The organism is Janthinobacterium sp. BCJ23 (genome assembly GCF_059617945.1).
Genome location: NZ_JCAQAW010000001.1, coordinates 852269 through 870549, shown reverse-complemented (window position 1 = coordinate 870549; position 18281 = coordinate 852269). Strand labels below are relative to the sequence as shown.

The window sequence follows — 18281 nt, the reverse complement described above, 5'->3', positions numbered from 1 at the left end:
AACGCCGGCTCAGGCTTTCAAGCCGACGCGGCGCGCCAGCTTGTGCAAGTTACTGGCGTCGAGCCCCAACTGGCGCGCCGCAGCGGCCCAGTTATCCTGATGCAGGACCAGCGCTTGCCGGATGGCCTGGCGCTGGCTCGCTTCCACGATCTGATGCATCGATAGCAGCGGCGCCGCCGGCGTGCCGCACGCGGCTGGCGCCAGCGGCGGCGCGTCCGTGCCGGCCGGCGCTTCCAGCGCATCGAGATCGAGCATATCCGTTTCCAGGGTCACGATGTCCTTGCGGTCCGCGCCGCGTATCACGGCTTTCAGCGCGGCCCGGCTGATCACATGTTCCAATTCGCGCACATTGCCCGGCCAACGGTAATGGCACAAGGCGTTTTCCGCCGCGGCGGACAGGCGCAGGCTGCGCAAGCCCAGGCGCGCGCGGTTCAGTTCCAGGAAACCCCCGGCCAGCAGCAGCACGTCATTGCCCCGCTCGCGCAGCGGCGGAATCGGCACGGGATACACGGATAAACGGTGATACAGGTCGGCGCGGAACGAGCCGTCGCGCACATGTTCGCGCAAGCTGCGGTTGGTGGCGGCGATCACGCGTACGTTGACCCGGCGCGGCCGGTCCGCGCCCAGGCGCTGGATTTCGCCATTTTGCAAGGTGCGCAGCAGCTTGGCCTGTATCGACAATGGCAATTCGCCCACTTCATCGAGAAACAGGGTACCCCCTTCGGCCGCCTCGAAACGCCCGGGCCTGTCGCTGACGGCGCCGGAAAACGCACCGCGCACATGGCCGAATAATTCGCTTTCTGCTAAGGATTCCGGCAAGGCCGCGCAATTGACGTGGATCAAAGGCTTGCCCGCGCGGCGCGACAGCCGGTGCAGGCGGTGCGCGCACAATTCCTTGCCCACGCCCGTCTCTCCCAGCAGCAGCACGGGCAGTTCGGAATCGGCCACCACCTGCAATTCGTGCAGCAAGTGCGTGATGGCGCTGCTCTGGCCCACGAAATCGTGTTCCTCGCGCGGCGCTTGGGCATCGGCCAGCATGGCGCCGCCCGACAGGCGCAGGGCGCGGATTTCCGTTTCCAGCCGCGTGACGCGCACGGCCGCCTCAATGGCGCAGGCCAGTTCGCCCAGGTCGCGCTGCGCCTGCGTATCGAAGGTGCCCACCTGCAGCGCGTCGAGCGTGATCACGCCCCAGCGTTCGCCTTCCAGGTCCAGCGCCATGCCCATGCAGTCGTGCACGGGCAGCGGCTCGCCGGCCCGCTCGGCGATCAGGCCATCGTAGGGATCGGGCAGCGAGCTGTCGTGATGGAAGCACAGCACGCCGCGCCGCTGCAGGATGGCGGCCAGGCGCGGATGGTCGGCGACGGCGAAGCGGCGTCCCAGCGCGTCGTTGGCCAGGCCGGCCATCGCCACGGGGCGCAAATGCTCGCCATCGAGCTTGAGCAAGGCCACGGCCTCGCAGCCGAAGTGGGCGCGCAGGCTGCCGACGAGGCGCTGCAGGCGCACGGCCACGGGCAGGTCGGCGACCAGGTCGGTGAGTAACAGCAGGTGGATGGCGGTGGTGGTCATAAGTACCATGCAGGGTACAACGGACCATGCTTGAACAGGGTCATATCGACCCTGCATTTTTCAAATCGTTGATTTAAAACAAGTTTTTCCTGGCACACGGATTGCCTAGGTAAGGGTGCCGAACCGGCATACAAGACCAAGGAAAGCTTGATGAAAACGACTCCCTCCCTCCGCGCCATCGCCGCCGCCGTCTGCGTACTGGCCATGCCCCTGTCCGTGCAAGCCCAGGTGAGCCTCCCTGCCAGCGCCGCCGCCACCGCCGCCAAACCGGCCGCCGCCGCGGTCAAGCGCTATGAACTGCAAACCAATATCGTCGACGGCAAGATGGTGTTCATCGACGCCAAGGGCCAGGTCAACCCCGTGCTGTCGGCCAAGGTGGGCGACACGGTGGAACTGGTGCTGAAAAGCGGCGAAGGCGCCGAGCACGATCTGCTGATCCCGGAACTGAACGTCGCATCGGCCAAGTTCAGCGCCAACAGCGGCAGCACCACCGTGCGCTTCAAGGTCACGCGCGCCGGCACGTTCACCTATTACTGCTCGATCCCCGGCCACCGCCAGATCGGCATGGAAGGCAAGCTGGAAGTGAGCGGCACTTCGCTGGCCGAGACGGCGGCACCGAAGGCCGCTGGCGCCGGCAGCGCTGCCAGCGAATCGAGCCAGGCCGCCGCGCTGGCCCTGTACACGCCCGCGCCATCGCCGATGCGCGGTCCCGATCCCTCGGCCGTCAGCGTGGCGGCCAATCCGGCCTCCGTGCCGACCGCCATCGGCGCGCGCGCGCCGCAAACCCTGAAATACCGGATGGAGACGGTGGAATTGCCGGGCAAGCTCGATGACGGCACCAGTTTTACCTACTGGACCTTCAACCGGCAAGTGCCCGGCCCCATGCTGCGCGCGAAGGTGGGCGACACGGTGGAACTGACCCTGTTCAACGCCAAGGACAGCAAGATGATCCACTCGATCGACTTGCATGCCGTGACGGGTGGCCATGGCGGCGGACAGCACACGCAGGTGGCGCCTGGCCAGGAAAAAACCGTCACCTTCAAGGCGCTCAATCCCGGCCTGTTCGTGTACCACTGCGCCACGCCGCTGGTGCCGCAGCATATCGCGGCCGGCATGTACGGCATGATCCTGGTCGAACCGGAAGGCGGCTTGTCAAAAGTCGACCGCGAGTATTACGTGATGCAGGGCGAGATGTACACGGGCCGTCCGCACGGCGCACCCGTGCACCAGGAAGCGAACCTGGAAAAAATGGCCAATGAGCTGCCTGACTACTACGTCTTCAACGGCGAAGTGGGCGCCCTGAGCAAAACGCACAAACTGCAGGCGAAAGTCGGCGAGACGGTGCGCATCTATTTCGGCGTCGGCGGCCCGAACAAGATTTCATCGTTCCACATCATCGGCGAGATCTTCGACAAGGTGTACAGCGAAGGCTCGATCAGCAGCCCGAAACACGACGTGCAAACCACCCTGGTGGCACCGGGCGGCGCGACCATCGTCGAACTCAAGGTACAGCATCCTGGCAGCTATCTGCTGGTCGACCATGCGCTGTCGCGCGCAGGCAAGGGCGCCGTGGGCGTGCTGGAAGTGACTGGCGAACCCGTGCCCGGCGTCTATCACGCTGGCGCCCATCAATAAACCCCATTCATCCTCAAGGAACCATTATGGAAATGATCGACCAATCCCTGGGCCAGCTGGCCCGCCGCATCCCTGGCGCCACGCGCCTGTTCGATGCCCACCGCCTGGATTTCTGCTGCGGCGGCAACAAGACCCTGCGCGCGGCGGCCGAAGCGGCCGGCGTGGACACGGCGCCCATCGTCAAGGAACTGCAAGTGCTGGCAGGACGGACTGACGCCAGCGGCGAGCGTGACTGGCAGGAAGCTTCGGCCACCGAGCTGGTGGAACACATCCTGTCGCGCTACCACGCCGTGCACCGCGAGCAGCTGCCCGAGCTGATACGCCTGGCGCGCAAGGTCGAGCAGGTGCATGGCGACCGCGCCGACTGTCCGCACGGGCTGGCGGAACACCTGTCGGCCATGGCGCAGGAACTGGAAAGCCATATGCGCAAGGAAGAAGACGTGCTGTTCCCCATGATAGTGCGTGGCCAGGGCCCCCGGGCCGGCGCGCCCATCAACGTGATGCGCATGGAGCATGACGACCATGGCGTGGCCTTGCGCGCGATGGAGGAAATGACGAACGACATCACCGCGCCGGCCGGCGCCTGCACCACCTGGCGCGCGCTGTACACGGGCTTGCGCACCTTCCGCGAAGACCTAATGGCGCACATCCATACTGAAAACAATATCCTGTTCGAGCGCTTTGCGCCGGCCGTGGTGCACTGACAAAGGAAAGACCCATGGGTCCCTACAAAAAACTCTGGTTCACCCTGATCGGTGTGCTGATCGTGACGTTTTCGCTGCTCGGCTACTACGGCGCCGAAGTGTACCGGCAGGCGCCGCCCATCCCCGCGCAAGTGCTGGCGCAGGATGGCCGGCAGCTGTGCGACCGCGAGGGCATCCTCGACGGCCAGACGGCCTGGCAATCGGTCGGCGGCATGCAGCTCGGCTCCATCTGGGGCCATGGCGCCTACCAGGCGCCCGACTGGACGGCCGACTGGCTGCACCGCGAACTGACGGCCTGGCTGGAACTGGCCGCGCAAGAGCAGCATGGCAAGGCGTACGCGGCGCTCGACGGCCCCGCGCAGGCGGCGCTGCGCGAAGCGCTCAAGCTTGAATACCGCGGGAACCGCACCGATGATGCGCAAGTGCTGCGCCTGTCGCCGCGCCGCGTGGAAGCGATCGCCAACACGGCCCACTATTACGACCAGCTGTTTTCCGACGCGCCGGCGCTGCAAAAAAGCCGCGAGCATTTCGCCATGAAGGAAAACACCCTGCCCAGCGCCGAGCGGCGCGCACAGATGACGCAATTCTTCTTCTGGACGGCATGGGCCGCCGCGACCGAGCGTCCTGGCCAGAAAGTGACCTATACGAACAACTGGCCGCACGAACCGCTGATCGGCAACCAGCCCAGCGGCGAAAACCTCGTCTGGTCGGTTGCCAGCGTGGTGGTGCTGCTGGCCGGCGTGGGCTTCCTCGTCTGGGGCTGGGCCTTCTTGCGCGACCATGACGAAGCGCTGCCGGCGGCCGGTCCGCGCGACCCGCTCACCACTTTCGCGCTGACGCCTTCGCAGCGGGGACTGGGCAAGTACCTGTTCCTCGTGGTGGCGCTGTTCATCTTCCAGGTCTTCATCGGCGGTTTCACGGCGCACTACACGGTGGAAGGGCAGCAGTTCTACGGCATCGACGTGTCGCGCTGGTTCCCGTATGCGCTCACGCGCACCTGGCATATCCAGGCCGCGCTGTTCTGGATCGCCACCGGCTTCCTGGCCGCCGGCCTGTTCCTCGCGCCCCTGATCAATGGCGGCAAGGACCCCAAGTGGCAGCGCCTCGGTGTCGACGTGCTGTTCTGGGCCCTCGTCGCCGTGGTGGTCGGCTCCTTCATCGGCAACTACCTGGCCATTGCGCAAGTGATGCCGCCCGAGTGGAATTTCTGGCTCGGTCACCAGGGTTATGAATATGTGGACCTGGGACGCTTGTGGCAGATCGGTAAATACATCGGCATCCTGCTGTGGCTCGTGCTGATGCTGCGCGGTGTCGTGCCGGCCCTGCGCAAGCCGGGCGGCGACAAGAATTTGCTGGCGCTCTTGACCGCATCCGTGGGCGCCATCGGCCTGTTCTACGGCGCCGGCCTGTTCTACGGCGAGCGCACGCACCTGTCCGTGATGGAGTACTGGCGCTGGTGGGTGGTGCATCTGTGGGTGGAAGGCTTCTTTGAAGTCTTCGCCACGACGGCGCTGGCCTTCATCTTCTCGACCCTGAGCCTGGTGTCGGTGCGCATGGCCACGGCGGCCAGCCTGGCCTCTGCCTCGCTGTTCATGCTGGGCGGGATACCCGGTACTTTCCACCACCTGTACTTCGCCGGCACCACCACGCCCGTGATGGCCATCGGCGCGAGCTTCAGCGCGCTGGAAGTGGTGCCGCTGATCGTGCTGGGACACGAAGCGTGGGAAAACTGGCGTCTGAAGGATCGCGCGCCATGGATGGAAAACCTGCGCTGGCCTCTGATGTGCTTTGTCGCCGTCGCCTTCTGGAACATGCTGGGCGCTGGCGTGCTGGGCTTCATGATCAATCCGCCCGTCGCCCTGTACTACATCCAGGGCCTGAACACGACCCCCGTGCATGCGCATGCTGCGCTGTTCGGCGTGTACGGTTTCCTGGCGCTGGGCTTTACCTTGCTGGTGCTGCGCTATCTGCGTCCCGACTACCGCTTCAGCCCTGCCTTGATGAAGACGGCGTTCTGGGGCTTGAACGTGGGCCTGGTCCTGATGATCTTTACCAGCTTGCTGCCGATTGGCATCATCCAGTTCCACGCCAGCGTGACGGAAGGCCTGTGGTATGCGCGCAGCGAAGCATTCATGCAGCAGCCGCTGCTGCAGAACCTGCGCTGGATACGCACCTTTGGCGACGTGGTCTTCATCGGCGGCGCCATCGCCATGGCGCTGCAGGTGGTGCTGGGGTTGATGGGCAAGGCGCCGAAAGCGCCTGTACTGCAGCCGCAGGCGGTGCAGCCCGGTTAACGGCGGCGCACGCAGTCTATGTAGGCTTCTGTATCCGGCGGCAAGCCCGAGCGCTGCGAAGCCCAGATCATCTGGCCCAGGCATTCCATCACTTCGTGCTGGGCGGCATGGGCCGAATCGAGGCGCTGGGTCAGCTGCTGGACGGCCGGGCGGATGCCGCGCGGCTGGTCCACCTGGACCTGCTCCGTGATCGACAGATGCATGGACAGGTGCAGGAAGGGGTTGGCCTGGCCCCCTTCGACGGAGTAGTCGCGCGCCAGCGCCGCTTCGACGTCGGAGAGCTCGTTTTCATACTCGGGGTGTTCAAGTATCCAGTCGAGCGCGATGGCTTCCATCGGCGTGAGGATTTCATGGGCGCGGTGCTTGCGCAAGGTGTCGCAAAAGAAGCGGCGCACGTCGTCGGAAGAAGGGTTGAACATGGCTGAATGGCTATGGCTAAAGGGCAGCCGGCATTGTACCGCGTACGTCAACGAAGGGCATCGAGGATGCCCTTTTTGCCGTCTGGCGCCCGCTTTCATGACCCGATAGTCACCGAAATTTAATACCCTGCAGTAAGTATTATCCACTACCGCCATGGCCCGGCGGCGCCAAATAACGGTGATAAAATCGCCGCTCTTGATATTTGCTCTGGACACGATGACGATTTTGTTGTCACTCCGTGCTTCCATTGCCCGCACCTTTGCCACCAGAACTTGCTCCTGGTTTATCCCGGAGCGCGGCAGCATGCCTATCACCATCGACATCGAGCTGTCCGGCCGCCCTGGCGTTCCGGCTGGCTGGCTGTTTGCATTCCATACAGCGATGGTGCCGTCACGGTGGCGCGCAAGAATCATCCTTCAGTATTCATAAACGGAGTTACGTATGCGTAAATCGCTATTACTTTTGATGTCGTGCCTGATCCTGGCGGCATGTAACAAGACCCCTCCGGCCTCGTCCGAAAAACCGGTCGACGTGCTGCTGATCGGCGCCGGCACCATGAGCGCCACCCTGGGCAGCATGCTCAAGGAACTCGATCCGTCGCTGACGATGGAAATGGTCGAGCGCCTCGATTCGGTGGCCGCCGAAAGCTCGGACGCGATGAACAACGCCGGCACGGGCCACTCGGCGTTTGCGGAACTGAACTACACGCCGGAAGCGGCCGATGGCAGCATCGAGACCAAGAAAGCCGTTGCCATCAACGAGCAATTCGAAATTTCCAAGCAATTCTGGGCCTATCAGGTCGCCAACAAGCACCTGGGCGCGCCGCAAACCTTCATCAACAATGTGCCGCACATGGCATTTGTGTGGGGCGACGACAATATTTCCTTTTTGAAGAAGCGCTATGCCGCGCTGCAAAAGGAAAACCTGTTCAAGGGCATGCTGTTCTCGGAAGACCAGGCGCAGATCGAGCAGTGGGCGCCGCTCGTCATGCAAGGCCGTGACAAGGGCCAGAAAGTGGCCGCGACGCGCATGGAAATCGGTACCGACGTCAATTTCGGCAACCTCACGCGCGGTCTCGTGAAATACCTGACGGACAGCCACGGCATGACCTTGCACCTGCGCCACCAGGTGGAAGACATCCAGCGCGGCGCCGATGGCGTGTGGAACGTGACGGTGAAAGACTTGAACGCGGGCAAGGAAAAGATCATGCGCGCCAAGTTCGTCTTCATCGGCGCCGGCGGCGGTTCGCTGCCGCTGCTGGAAAAATCGGGCATTCCTGAAGCCAAGGGCTACGGCGGCGTGCCGGTCGGCGGCCAATGGCTGGTGACGACCAATCCGGAACTGGTAGCGGCGCATGCGGCCAAGGTCTACGGCAAGGCGTCCGTCGGTTCGCCGCCGATGTCCGTACCGCATCTGGACACGCGCATCATCGATGGCAAGAAAGCCCTGCTGTTTGGCCCGTTTGCCACCTTCTCGACCAAGTTCCTGAAAAACGGTTCGTGGATCGATTTGCCTGCCTCGATCGGCACGGGCAACGTGAAACCGATGCTGCAAGCCGGCTACGACAATATTCCGCTGACGAAATACCTGGTGGAACAGGTCATGAACTCGCCGGAAGACCGTTTGAAGACCCTGCGCGAATACCTGCCGAACGCCAAGATGGAAGACTGGACCCTGCAAAACGCGGGACAGCGCGTGCAGATCGTCAAGGATGACCCTGTCAAAGGCGGCTTGCTGCAGTTCGGCACGGAAGTCGTCGGCGCCGCCGATGGCAGCATCGTCGCCCTGCTGGGCGCATCGCCAGGCGCCTCGACCGCGCCGCCGATCATGATCAAGGTGCTGCAAACGGCATTCAAGAGCCGTCTGGCCACGCCGGAGTGGCAAGCGAAGATGGTGGAAATGGTGCCGTCGTACGGTCAAAAGCTGAACAACGACCCGGCCCTGGCCAACAAGATCCGCCACTACAGCAGCAATATCCTGGGCCTCAAAGCCATCACCCTGGATGTTCCCGCCGCTGCGCCAGTTGCGGCAGCAAACTAAGTCAGCCTGACCGGCAGGGGAGTTTCCTGCCGGCATGAAAAAAGGGGCAGCCTGTTCAGGCTGCCCCTTTTGCGTGGGAGAGTGCGTTCATTGCGGCGGACTACTCCTTGCCCGGCAGAATCAGCTCCGGCGTACACCCTTCGGCGGTAATGCCGTCGCAAGGCTTGGCCACAGCCGTACCGTCCTGTGCCCGTGGCGCATGGGGCTGGCGCAGGTAGCGCGACGTGTGGCGGTGCGCTTGCTGTGCGTTGCCATGCACGGGCCAGGTCAGGAAGCGGGACAGCTCCTGCAAGGCGCGCTGGTACACATCGCGTTTAAATTCAATGACGACATCGAGCGGGACCCAGTATTCATGCCAGCGCCAGGCGTCGAACTCGGGATGGTCGGTCAGGCGCAGATTGACGTCGTTATCGCGCGCGCACATTCTCAGCAGAAACCAAATCTGCTTCTGGCCACGGTAATGGCCGCGAATCTCGCGCTTGATGAAGTGGTCTGGCACTTCATAGCGCAGCCAGTCGCGGGTGCGGCCGACAATTTTGACGTGTTCCTGTCTGAGTCCGATTTCCTCTTCAAGTTCGCGAAACATGGCTTGTTCCGGTGTTTCGCCATATTTGATACCGCCTTGCGGAAACTGCCATGAGTGCTCGCGCACCCGCTTGCCCCACCACACCTCGTTCTGGGCGTTTAGCAGGATGATGCCGACGTTGGGCCGAAACCCTTCACGGTCGAGCATAATGCACCTCAAACTTTCTGCGACAGTGCGTCCTTTTTTACATAATTACCCACAACTTCGCAAGCCGGTGACCTTTTCGGGGTGCGAAAAGCGCCGGAATCGCACCAATTGAGCGCATTTGTGTAAAGTATGGACGCATCAGCCAGCTAATCCTTTAAAATTAGGTTGATTATAACCCTCTCTTTTTAAAAAGAATTCACCGTTATGCGCGCCTCCCGTTTTTTTATTTCCACACTTAAAGATGCACCTTCTGACGCGGAAATCGTCAGCCACCAATTGATGATGCGTGCAGGCATGATCAAACGCCTCGGTTCCGGCATTTATACCTACATGCCGATGGGCTTGCGCGTGATCCGCAAGGTGGAAGCCATCATCCGTGACGAGATGAACAAAGCCGCCGGTATCGAACTGCTGATGCCGCTCGTGCAGCCGGCCGAACTGTGGCAAGAGACGGGCCGCTGGACCAAGATGGGCGACGAACTGATGCGTGTGAAAGACCGCCACGGCCGCGAATACGCGATCCAGCCGACGTCGGAAGAAGTCATCACGGACGTCGTGCGCACGGAAATCAAGTCCTACCGCCAGTTGCCGTTGAACTTTTATCATATCCAGACCAAGTTCCGCGACGAGCGCCGCCCACGCTTCGGCCTGATGCGCGGCCGCGAATTCACGATGAAGGACGCCTACTCGTTCGACCGCGACCTGGCAGGCATGCAAGCGTCGTACAAGGTCATGTTTGACGCCTACACGCGCATCTTCACGCGTTTCGGCCTGAAATTCCGCGCCGTGGCCGCCGACAACGGCGCCATCGGCGGTTCCGGTTCGCACGAATTCCACGTCATCGCCCACACGGGTGAAGACGCGCTCGTGTACTGCCCGACGTCCGACTACGCGGCCAACATGGAAGCGGCCGAAGCGCTGCCGCCAGCGGGCGAGCGCCCGGCCGCCGCCCAGGCGCTGACGAAAACGGCCACGCCGGACACCGTCAAGTGCGAAACCGTGGCCGCCCTGCTGGGCCTGGAACTGTCGCGCACCGTGAAAACCATCGCCCTGACCGTGGAAACGACGGGCAAGGACGAGAAAGTCACGAAACAGCATTTCATGCTGCTGCTGCGCGGCGACCATGAATTGAACGAGATTAAGGTGGGCAAGGTTGCCGGTCTGGCCGGTCACCGTTTCTCGACGGAAGCGGAAATCCTGGAAGTCTACGGCACGATTCCCGGCTACCTGGGTCCGATCGGCACCAAAGCCCCCGTCACCGTGGTGGCGGACCGCACGGTTGCCCACATGAGCGACTTCGTGTGCGGCGCGAATGAGGCCGGTTTCCACTACACGGGCGCCAACTGGGGCCGCGACGTGGCCGAGCCTGCCATCGTGGCCGACTTGCGCAATGTCGTCGCCGGCGACGCTTCGCCGGACGGCCAGGGCGCACTGGCCATCGAGCGCGGCATCGAAGTGGGCCACGTGTTCCAGCTGGGTACGGCGTACTCGGAAAGCATGAAAGCCACTTTCCTCGATGAAAACGGCAAACCTGCGCCGCTGCAGATGGGCTGCTACGGCATCGGCGTGACGCGCATCCTGGGCGCCGCCATCGAACAGAACTTCGACGACAAGGGCATCATCTGGCCCGCGTCGATCGCGCCATTCGAGGTCGTGCTGTGCCCGATGGGCATGGATCGCAGCGAACTGGTCAAGGAAGAGACGGAGAAGCTGTACGCGGCCCTGCAAGGCGCTGGCGTGGACGTCATCGTCGACGACCGCGGCTTGCGTCCAGGCGCCATGTTCGCCGACTGGGAGCTGATCGGCGTGCCGCACCGCATCGTCATCGGCGAGCGCGGCCTGAAAGAAGGCAAGCTGGAATACCAGGGCCGCCGCGACGCGGAAGCAACTGGCGTGGCGCCGGAAGAGATCGTCGCCTTCATCCAGGGCCAAATGGCGCAGTGAAGCGTCTATCAGTAAGCAAGACGGCTGGCGCGCTCGCGCTGGCCGCCTGCCTGGCCTGCGTCTCTCCGGCGCAGGCCGGCAACCAGAAGGAGGAGGCGCTGGCCGACTCCGTCCGCCTGGCCCTGTCGCACGCGATCCGCGACGAACGCCCGCCGCAACCCAAATTTGCCACTCCCGCCGACTTGCAGCGCTACCAGCAATGGCTGGCGCAGATGTCGTCGCGCCTGCAGCGCAAGCTGCCGGACGCCCAGCTGCGCACGGAATTCCTGGAAACCGTATGGTACGAATCGCGCCGCGCGGGCCTCGAGCCGGCCCTCGTGCTGGGCCTGATCCAGGTCGAGTCGGCCTACCGCAAATACGCCGTCTCGCTGGCCGGCGCGCGCGGCTACATGCAGGTGATGCCATTCTGGACGGGCGTCATCGGCGACCATGACCGCAGCAAGCTGTTTCATATGCAGACGAATCTGCGCTACGGCTGCGCGATCCTGCGCATGTACCTGGACATGGAAAAGGGCGATTTGTACCTGGCGCTGGGGCGGTATAACGGCAGCCGGGGCAGGGCCGAGTATCCGAATGCCGTGCGGGCGGCTTGGCGGCAGTGGGAATTCAAATGAAGGCTGGGGTCAGACCCCCGGCAGCGTTGGCGCAGAGCTCTGTGTTAACGGTGTTGAGGGTCTGACCCCAAAATGCCCAAAAAAAATGCCCCGCTCGCGGATGCGGCGGGGCACTCACACGGCGTAGACGCCCTGTGCGTATCTGATTATTTCAAATGATCGGAGATCAGTTTGGTCATTTCAAACATGGAGACTTGGGCTTTGCCGCCGAAAACTGCTTTCAGCTTGTCGTCCGCATTGATCATGCGGCGGTTGGCCGGATCTTGCAGATCGAGTTTTTTGATGTAATCCCATACCTTTTTGGTCACTTCCGTGCGCGGCAGTGGTGCTGCGCCAACAACGGCGGCCAGATCTTTCGATGGCGTCATTGCTTTCATGAATGCTGCGTTTGGCTTGCGTGGTGTTGCCGGTGCTGCCGCTTTCTTCGCCGCTGCAGGTTTAGCTGCCGCTTTGGCTGCGGGTGCTGCTTTCTTGGCGGCTGCAGGCTTGGCTGCTGCTGCTTTGGCTGGCGCTGCTACTGGGGTTTTTTTGGCTGTTGCCATCTTCGAGCCTCCTTAACAAACACATGGGAAATTGCGCAATTAATCGCACGGCTAATATTGGTGTGGATTTACCTAGTATGCAAGTGTTTTTCACGTTTTCACGAGGAAAAAGCAGGGAAATGGCAATGCTGTCGCCCGGGCGCACCGCTTGGGAGCGCAGAACGGCGTTTTTGCCCGTAAATGGCATGGTTGCTGGCTATGCGGGGAGGGGGACTGCTGAGGGAGGGAACAGTGATGCCGGACACATGAAAATGCAATCCGGCATTATTTAGAACGATGTTTTTACTTGGGTGTGCGGCGCAATGAATGCCGTCGAAATCCCCGCGAGCGGGGATTCTGACTCCTTACCTCATCCCAGGCATCATGCCCTTCATGGAGCGCATCATCTTCATCATGCCGCCGCCCGACAATTTCTTCATCATCGTCTGCATTTGCTCGAATTGCGTCAGCATGCGGTTCACTTCCTGCACCTGCACGCCGGCGCCGGCGGCGATACGGCGCTTGCGCGTGGCCTTGATCAGTTCAGGCTTGGCGCGTTCCTGTGGCGTCATCGAATCGATGATGCCGCACATGCGGCGCACCTGTTTGTCGGCTTGATCCATGTTCTTGCCGCCTGCCGCCTGCTGGAACTGGGCCGGCAGCTTGTCCATCAGGTTGGCCATGCCGCCCATTTTCTTCATCTGGCCCAGTTGCGCCTTGAAGTCGTTCATGTCGAACTTGCCGCCAACCTTGATCTTCTGCGCCAGATCGGCCGCCGCCTTGCTGTCGACGCCCTTGCGCGCTTCTTCCACCAGGGCGAGGATGTCGCCCATGCCCAGGATGCGGTTGGCCATGCGGGTCGGGTCGAACGCTTCCAGTCCGTCGAGTTTTTCCGAGACACCGGCAAACTTGATCGGTTTGCCCGTGATGTGGCGCACGGACAGGGCCGCACCGCCGCGCGCATCGCCATCGAGCTTGGTCAGCACGATACCGGTCAGCGGCAGCGCATCGTTAAAGGCTTTGGCCGTGTTGATGGCGTCCTGGCCCAGCATGGCGTCGACGACAAACAGGGTTTCGATCGGTTTCACGGCGCCGTGGACGGCGGCGATTTCGCGCATCATCTCTTCGTCGATACCGAGACGGCCCGCCGTATCGATGATCAGCACGTCGTGGTAATGCTTTTTCGCCCAGTCCAGCGCGGCCAGGGCGATATCGACCGGCTTGTCCGTGCTGGTGGACGGGAAGAAGTCTGCGCCCACCTGGGCGGTGACCGATTGCAGCTGGGCGATCGCGGCTGGACGGTACACGTCGGCCGAGACGGTCAGCACTTTCTTCTTCTTTTCTTCCTTCAGGTATTTCGCCAGCTTGCCGACGGTGGTGGTTTTACCCACACCCTGCAGACCGGCCATCAGGATGATGGCGGGCGGCTGCTGGGCAAAGCTGATCTGCGACGCTTCCGGTCCCAGGTCGGCGCCCATCAGGGCGGCCAGCTCGCGCTGCACCACGCCCACCAGGGCCTGGCCCGGCGTGAGCGAGGAAATGACATCCTCGCCCATGGCTTTTTCTTTGACTTTGGCGATGAATTCGCGCACGGCGGGCAGGGCGACGTCGGCTTCGAGCAGCGCCAGGCGCACTTCGCGCAGCATGTCGGCGGTGTTCGCTTCGGTCAGGCGCGCCTCGCCGCGCATGGTCTTGACGACTTTGGCAAGCCGTTGGGTGAGATTATCTAACATGATGAACCTGCAATGAAAAGCTTGGGAGTGGGCGGCGCAAGCCGGACGATGGGCGCCATTTTACCTTATCGCGGGTGGCTGGCGGTCCTGCGCTGCATCGCCTGGCGGTTGGCCTGCTTTTGAATTAGTTGGTATTTCTGGCAATGCCGCGATTGCATGAAAGTCAAAATCACGGTTAAAATGAGAATAATTCTTATTTACATTCTCGGGTGCTGCACGCCTGAGCGGAAAGGGATGCCATGTCGGCCGCCGATTTTGCACAGCAACAAGACCTGCACGCGCTCTACAGCAGCCATCACGGCTGGCTGCAGGGCTGGCTGCGGCATAAGCTGGGCAATGCGGGCGACGCGGCGGACCTGGCGCAAGACACCTTCGTCAGCGTGCTGACGGCCGATGCCGCGCCGCAGATCCGCGAAGCGCGGCCTTTTCTTGCCACCATCGCGCGCCGCCTGGTGGCGCACCGCCACCGCCGGCAAGTGCTGGAAGACGCTTATCTGGAGGCGCTGGCCTGTTTGCCGCCCGAAGTGGCGCCCGCGCCCGAAGAACGGCTGCTGGCGCTGGAAGCCTTGCAGGAAATCGACCAGGCCCTCGCTGGCTTGCCCGTGCCCGTGCGCACGGCGTTCCTGCTGGCGCAACTGGAAGGGCTCAGCTATGCCGAGATCGCCGCTCGCCTGGACGTGTCGGCCAGCTCGGTCAAGCAATACCTGACGCGTGCCAACCGCCAGGTGTTTTTCTCGCTGCCGGCATGAGCAAGGTGGGCAATGCTGCGGCCCCGGCGGCCATCCGCGAGGACGTGCAGCAGCAGGCGGCCGAATGGCTGACCATGCTGATGTCGGGCGAGATGGGCGCGGCGCAGCAGGCCGCCTGGCAGCGCTGGCGCGGGGCCGATCCGGAACATGAGCGGGCCTGGCGGCATATCGAAGCCGTGTCGCAGCGCCTCAACGGCCTGCACCGCGGTGCGGCTGCGCAGGCGCTGGCTAGCACGCAGCAGAAAGCCGTCAGCGGCAAGCGGCGCCAGTTGCTGGTGTGGCTGGGCGTGGCGGCCGGCGGCGGCATGCTGGCCGCGCAGACGGATGCCTGGGATGGCGTGCGCGTCCTGCGCGCCGACTACCGCACGGCCACGGGCGAGCGGCGCGAGGTGGCGCTGGACGATGGCAGTGTGCTCAGCCTGAATACGGGATCGGCCGTGAACGTGCGTTTTGATGCCAGCCGCCGCCTGATCGAGCTGCTGGCCGGCGAAATCCTCGTCACCAGCGGCCATGGCGCCGGCAGCGGCGCGCCTTTGGTGGTGGCCACGCGCGAAGGCCTGGTGCGCGCGCTGGGCACGCGCTTTGCCGTGCGCCAGCAGGATGACTACAGTACCGTGGACGTGTTTGACAGCGCCGTTGAAATCCGTCCCCGCGACGGCGGCGCCCCCTTGCTGCTGGCGGCCGGGAGCGGCGTGGCATTTTCCCGCCACGCGCTGGACGCGCCGCACGCCCTCGGTGCGTATGCGGACGCCTGGTCGCGCGGGCAGCTGATCGTCGACGACGTGACCCTCGGCGATTTCCTGGCCGACCTGGCCCGCTACCGCCCCGGCGTGATCGACTGCGCGCCGCAAGTGGCCCAGCTGCGCCTGTCGGGCGTGTTCCCGCTGGCCGACACGCAGCGCATTTTGAACATGCTGCCCAACTCGCTGCCCGTGCAGGTGCGCAGCCGCACGCGGTATTGGGTCAGCGTCGAACCTGCGCCATAGCACGCTGCGCAAAAATATTTAGCCATCCGGCTGCCCGTTTTTTGTTTTCGCGGCACCTACAGAGTAGGGCGCCTGTTTTTCACCGTCTGATGACGCCACTACTATCAGGAACTTGCATGTCTCACGCTTTGAATTTTGCCGGTTTGCCATCTCCTTACTGCGCATTGCGTCCGCTGGCGCAAGCGGCTGCGGCCCTGTGCCTGGCCGTCAGCCTGCCGGCCATCGCGCAGCAGGCGCCAGCCACCCCCGCCGCCGAACAGACCATGCTCGGCGTGTCCGTCACGGCGGGGCGCGATGCGACAACGGAAGGCAGCGGCTCGTATACGACGGGCGTGAGCAACACGGCAACCAAGCTGAACCTGTCGCTGCGCGAAACGCCGCAGTCGGTCAGCGTGCTGACGCGCCAGCAGATCGACGACCTGGGCATCACGACCCTGGACGACGCCGTGCAGTCGATCACGGGGCTGGTCATGCAAAAGGGCAACTTTACGGGCGATTCGGGCAGTTTCAGCGCACGCGGCTTTCCAATCGATAACATCCTGTTTGATGGCTTGCCTACCAGCCTGGGCGCGAACGGCACTTTCAATGGCGACAATGACGACCTGGCCATCTATGACCGCATCGAGGTGGTGCGTGGCGCCACGGGCTTGATGACGGGCAGCGGCACGCCCAGCGCGGCCATCAACATGGTGCGCAAGCGCCCGACGGCCACGCCGCAAGCGTCATTCTCGGCCAGCGTGGGCAGCTGGAGCAACTACCGCCTGGAAGCCGATGCGGCCAACGCGCTCAACGAAGCGAAGACCCTGCGCGGGCGCATCGTCGTGACGGTGCAGGACAAGAAGGATTTTGTCGACGTGCTGCATGGGCGCAACCACCAGCTGTACGGCATCATCGAAGCGGACCTGCGCCCCGACACCACCTTGACGGTGGGCGCCCACTACCGCAAGACGGACAACGACGGCGTCTCGACGGGCGTGGTGACGGCCGCCGACGGCCGCTTTTTGGATTTGCCCCGTTCCACTTACCTGGGCAGTGACTTCGATGGCTGGCGCCAGACGGATAAAACCATTTTCGCGGAACTGGAACACCGCTTTGCCAATGGCTGGAAGGCCAAGCTGGCGGCCACGCGCAAGACGCCCGAGATCGACACGACGTTTTCCGGCATCAGCCGGCGCGGCGACACCCTGCGCTTCAATTCGCAAAGCTACCGCGCCGAGCTGGCCAACACCAGCTATGACGCGTATGCGAGCGGCAGCTACAGCCTGTTCGGCCGCGAGCACGAGCTGACCGTCGGCGCCAGCCACCGCCGTTCGTCGAAAAACAGCTATGGCGGCTGGGCGCCGTACAGCTGGGGCGCGGCGGCGCCGGTGCTCGACCCGTTCCACTGGGATGCGGGCAGCGTGGCGCGCCCCGTCATCAACTACGCGCAGTGGCGCACGGCCAGCATCACCGAGCAAAGCGGCGTGTATGCGGGCACGCGCATGCGCCTGGCCGACCCGCTGTCGCTGGTGCTGGGCGGTCGCGTGAGCTGGTACAAGGACGATGCCGGCTACTCGGTGGCGCGCGAATTCACGCCGTATGCCGGCGTCGTGTATGACCTCGACAAGCAGCATTCCGTGTACGCCAGCTGGACCGAAATCTTCCAGCCGCAGGCGGCCACCGACGCCAATGCGCAGCCATTGAAGCCGATCAGCGGCACCAACTATGAAGCGGGCGTGAAGGGCGAATACTTCGGCGGCGCCCTCAATGCCAGCGCTGCCGTGTTCCAGATCCGACAGCAAAACCGCGGCGTGGACGACCTGGCCGGCCCGAGTCCCTGCCCCGGCAGCACGTGGGGCTATTGCCAGCGCGCGTCGGGCGAAGTGCGCAGCGAAGGCGTGGAACTGGACGTGGCGGGCGCGCTGACGCCCGACTGGCAGCTGTCGGCCGGTTTTACCTATGTGAAGGCGCAATTCAAGCGCGACAGCGATCCGGCCAATATCGGCAAGGATTTCAACAGCCGCTATCCGCGCCAGCAGCTCAAGCTGGCCACCAGCTACCGCCTGTCCGGCGCAGCGCAGGGCTGGCGCGTCGGCGCCTCAGTGTACGGGCAGGGCGCGACCGAATCAAACGACGGCACCTACCATCTGCGCCAGGGCCGCTACGCGATCGTGGGCTTGAACGCGGCGTGGCAGATCGACAGCCACGCCGAGCTGCGCCTGAACGTGAACAATGCGCTCGACAAGCACTATTACCAGAGCATCTATTCCGATGTCTTCGGCAACATGGTGGGAGCGCCGCGCAACCTGATGCTGACCTTGAACTACAAACTGTAAATAACCGCTTTTGAATGATCTATCTTG

14 protein-coding genes are annotated in these 18281 nt (G+C 63.4%); 9 read left to right on the top strand and 5 right to left on the bottom strand.

The features are described from left to right. Nucleotides 1-9: 9 nt before the first annotated feature. Nucleotides 10-1566: a nitric oxide reductase transcriptional regulator NorR gene (gene norR / locus AC54AG_RS03930; RefSeq protein WP_034746530.1), complete on the bottom strand. Its 1557-nt coding sequence runs from the start codon at nt 1564-1566 to the stop codon at nt 10-12. 150 nt (nt 1567-1716) lie between these two features. On the opposite strand from norR, the gene nirK reads away from it, so the two are divergent. Genes nirK through AC54AG_RS03915 form a run of 3 tightly spaced genes read left to right on the top strand, consistent with a single transcriptional unit; the run spans nt 1717 to nt 6199 of the window. Next, a complete protein-coding gene (nirK, locus tag AC54AG_RS03925) occupies nt 1717-3201 on the top strand; it encodes a copper-containing nitrite reductase (RefSeq protein ID WP_496629539.1) in 1485 nt (494 codons plus the stop codon). 26 nt (nt 3202-3227) lie between these two features. Further along, nucleotides 3228-3905 carry an iron-sulfur cluster repair protein YtfE gene (ytfE, locus tag AC54AG_RS03920; RefSeq protein WP_034746535.1) on the top strand — a complete coding sequence of 226 codons (678 nt, stop codon included), beginning with the start codon at nt 3228-3230 and terminating at the stop codon, nt 3903-3905. A gap of 14 nt (nt 3906-3919) precedes the next feature. Then, entirely contained in the window at nt 3920-6199 is a 2280-nt protein-coding gene (locus AC54AG_RS03915; RefSeq protein ID WP_496629538.1) for a nitric-oxide reductase large subunit, read from the top strand. Here the strand turns inward: AC54AG_RS03915 and AC54AG_RS03910 are convergent. After that, nucleotides 6196-6618, bottom strand: coding sequence for a DUF1841 family protein (locus tag AC54AG_RS03910; protein WP_034746547.1), 423 nt, complete (start codon nt 6616-6618; stop codon nt 6196-6198). The genes AC54AG_RS03915 and AC54AG_RS03910 overlap by 4 nt on opposite strands. Nucleotides 6619-7060: 442 nt before the next feature. Here AC54AG_RS03910 and mqo point away from each other — a divergent pair, with 442 nt between their 5' ends. After that, nucleotides 7061-8659, top strand: coding sequence for a malate dehydrogenase (quinone) (gene mqo / locus AC54AG_RS03905; protein WP_496629537.1), 1599 nt, complete (start codon nt 7061-7063; stop codon nt 8657-8659). A 100-nt stretch (nt 8660-8759) separates the two neighbouring features. On the opposite strand, the gene AC54AG_RS03900 is transcribed toward mqo, so the two are convergent. After that, nucleotides 8760-9392, bottom strand: a complete 633-nt coding sequence (locus AC54AG_RS03900; RefSeq protein WP_219327926.1) for an RNA pyrophosphohydrolase — start codon at nt 9390-9392, stop codon at nt 8760-8762. Between the two features lie 204 nt (nt 9393-9596). Between AC54AG_RS03900 and AC54AG_RS03895 the strand changes: the two genes are divergently transcribed. Together AC54AG_RS03895 and AC54AG_RS03890 are read left to right on the top strand one after the other, a co-directional pair. Next, the gene (locus AC54AG_RS03895; RefSeq protein ID WP_496629536.1) at nt 9597-11336 is read left to right on the top strand and encodes a proline--tRNA ligase; all 1740 of its coding nucleotides are present in this window, start codon (nt 9597-9599) and stop codon (nt 11334-11336) included. Then, entirely contained in the window at nt 11333-11950 is a 618-nt protein-coding gene (locus AC54AG_RS03890; RefSeq protein ID WP_070301185.1) for a lytic transglycosylase domain-containing protein, read from the top strand. The genes AC54AG_RS03895 and AC54AG_RS03890 overlap by 4 nt, the downstream gene beginning before the upstream one ends. 146 nt (nt 11951-12096) lie before the next feature. Here AC54AG_RS03890 and AC54AG_RS03885 read toward each other — a convergent pair whose 3' ends face one another. Next, on the bottom strand, nt 12097-12492 hold the full coding sequence (locus AC54AG_RS03885; RefSeq protein ID WP_071650146.1) for an SWIB/MDM2 domain-containing protein: 396 nt from the start codon (nt 12490-12492) through the stop codon (nt 12097-12099). Between the two features lie 344 nt (nt 12493-12836). Next, a complete protein-coding gene (gene ffh / locus AC54AG_RS03880; RefSeq protein WP_034746567.1) occupies nt 12837-14204 on the bottom strand; it encodes a signal recognition particle protein in 1368 nt (455 codons plus the stop codon). Nucleotides 14205-14443: 239 nt separating this feature from the next. Between ffh and AC54AG_RS03875 the strand changes: the two genes are divergently transcribed. The 3 genes from AC54AG_RS03875 to AC54AG_RS03865 all read left to right on the top strand — a co-directional run bounded on the left by AC54AG_RS03875 (nt 14444) and on the right by AC54AG_RS03865 (nt 18254). After that, a complete protein-coding gene (locus AC54AG_RS03875; protein ID WP_496629535.1) occupies nt 14444-14953 on the top strand; it encodes a sigma-70 family RNA polymerase sigma factor in 510 nt (169 codons plus the stop codon). Continuing rightward, nucleotides 14950-15939 carry a FecR domain-containing protein gene (locus AC54AG_RS03870; protein ID WP_496629534.1) on the top strand — a complete coding sequence of 330 codons (990 nt, stop codon included), beginning with the start codon at nt 14950-14952 and terminating at the stop codon, nt 15937-15939. Before AC54AG_RS03875 ends, AC54AG_RS03870 begins: the two co-directional genes overlap by 4 nt. A 116-nt stretch (nt 15940-16055) precedes the next feature. After that, on the top strand, nt 16056-18254 hold the full coding sequence (locus AC54AG_RS03865; protein ID WP_496629533.1) for a TonB-dependent siderophore receptor: 2199 nt from the start codon (nt 16056-16058) through the stop codon (nt 18252-18254). Nucleotides 18255-18281: the final 27 nt, after the last annotated feature.

What these genes read in the sequence shown, in the direction of transcription:
- nirK (WP_496629539.1), top strand. Translation starts at nt 1,717, where the DNA reads ATGAAAACGACTCCCTCCCTCCGCGCCATCGCCGCCGCCGTCTGCGTA.
- norR (WP_034746530.1), bottom strand. Translation starts at nt 1,566, where the DNA reads ATGACCACCACCGCCATCCACCTGCTGTTACTCACCGACCTGGTCGCC.
- AC54AG_RS03910 (WP_034746547.1), bottom strand. Translation starts at nt 6,618, where the DNA reads ATGTTCAACCCTTCTTCCGACGACGTGCGCCGCTTCTTTTGCGACACC.
- AC54AG_RS03865 (WP_496629533.1), top strand. Translation starts at nt 16,056, where the DNA reads ATGTCTCACGCTTTGAATTTTGCCGGTTTGCCATCTCCTTACTGCGCA.
- AC54AG_RS03900 (WP_219327926.1), bottom strand. Translation starts at nt 9,392, where the DNA reads ATGCTCGACCGTGAAGGGTTTCGGCCCAACGTCGGCATCATCCTGCTA.
- ffh (WP_034746567.1), bottom strand. Translation starts at nt 14,204, where the DNA reads ATGTTAGATAATCTCACCCAACGGCTTGCCAAAGTCGTCAAGACCATG.
- AC54AG_RS03895 (WP_496629536.1), top strand. Translation starts at nt 9,597, where the DNA reads ATGCGCGCCTCCCGTTTTTTTATTTCCACACTTAAAGATGCACCTTCT.
- AC54AG_RS03915 (WP_496629538.1), top strand. Translation starts at nt 3,920, where the DNA reads ATGGGTCCCTACAAAAAACTCTGGTTCACCCTGATCGGTGTGCTGATC.
- mqo (WP_496629537.1), top strand. Translation starts at nt 7,061, where the DNA reads ATGCGTAAATCGCTATTACTTTTGATGTCGTGCCTGATCCTGGCGGCA.
- AC54AG_RS03870 (WP_496629534.1), top strand. Translation starts at nt 14,950, where the DNA reads ATGAGCAAGGTGGGCAATGCTGCGGCCCCGGCGGCCATCCGCGAGGAC.
- AC54AG_RS03875 (WP_496629535.1), top strand. Translation starts at nt 14,444, where the DNA reads ATGTCGGCCGCCGATTTTGCACAGCAACAAGACCTGCACGCGCTCTAC.
- AC54AG_RS03885 (WP_071650146.1), bottom strand. Translation starts at nt 12,492, where the DNA reads ATGGCAACAGCCAAAAAAACCCCAGTAGCAGCGCCAGCCAAAGCAGCA.
- ytfE (WP_034746535.1), top strand. Translation starts at nt 3,228, where the DNA reads ATGGAAATGATCGACCAATCCCTGGGCCAGCTGGCCCGCCGCATCCCT.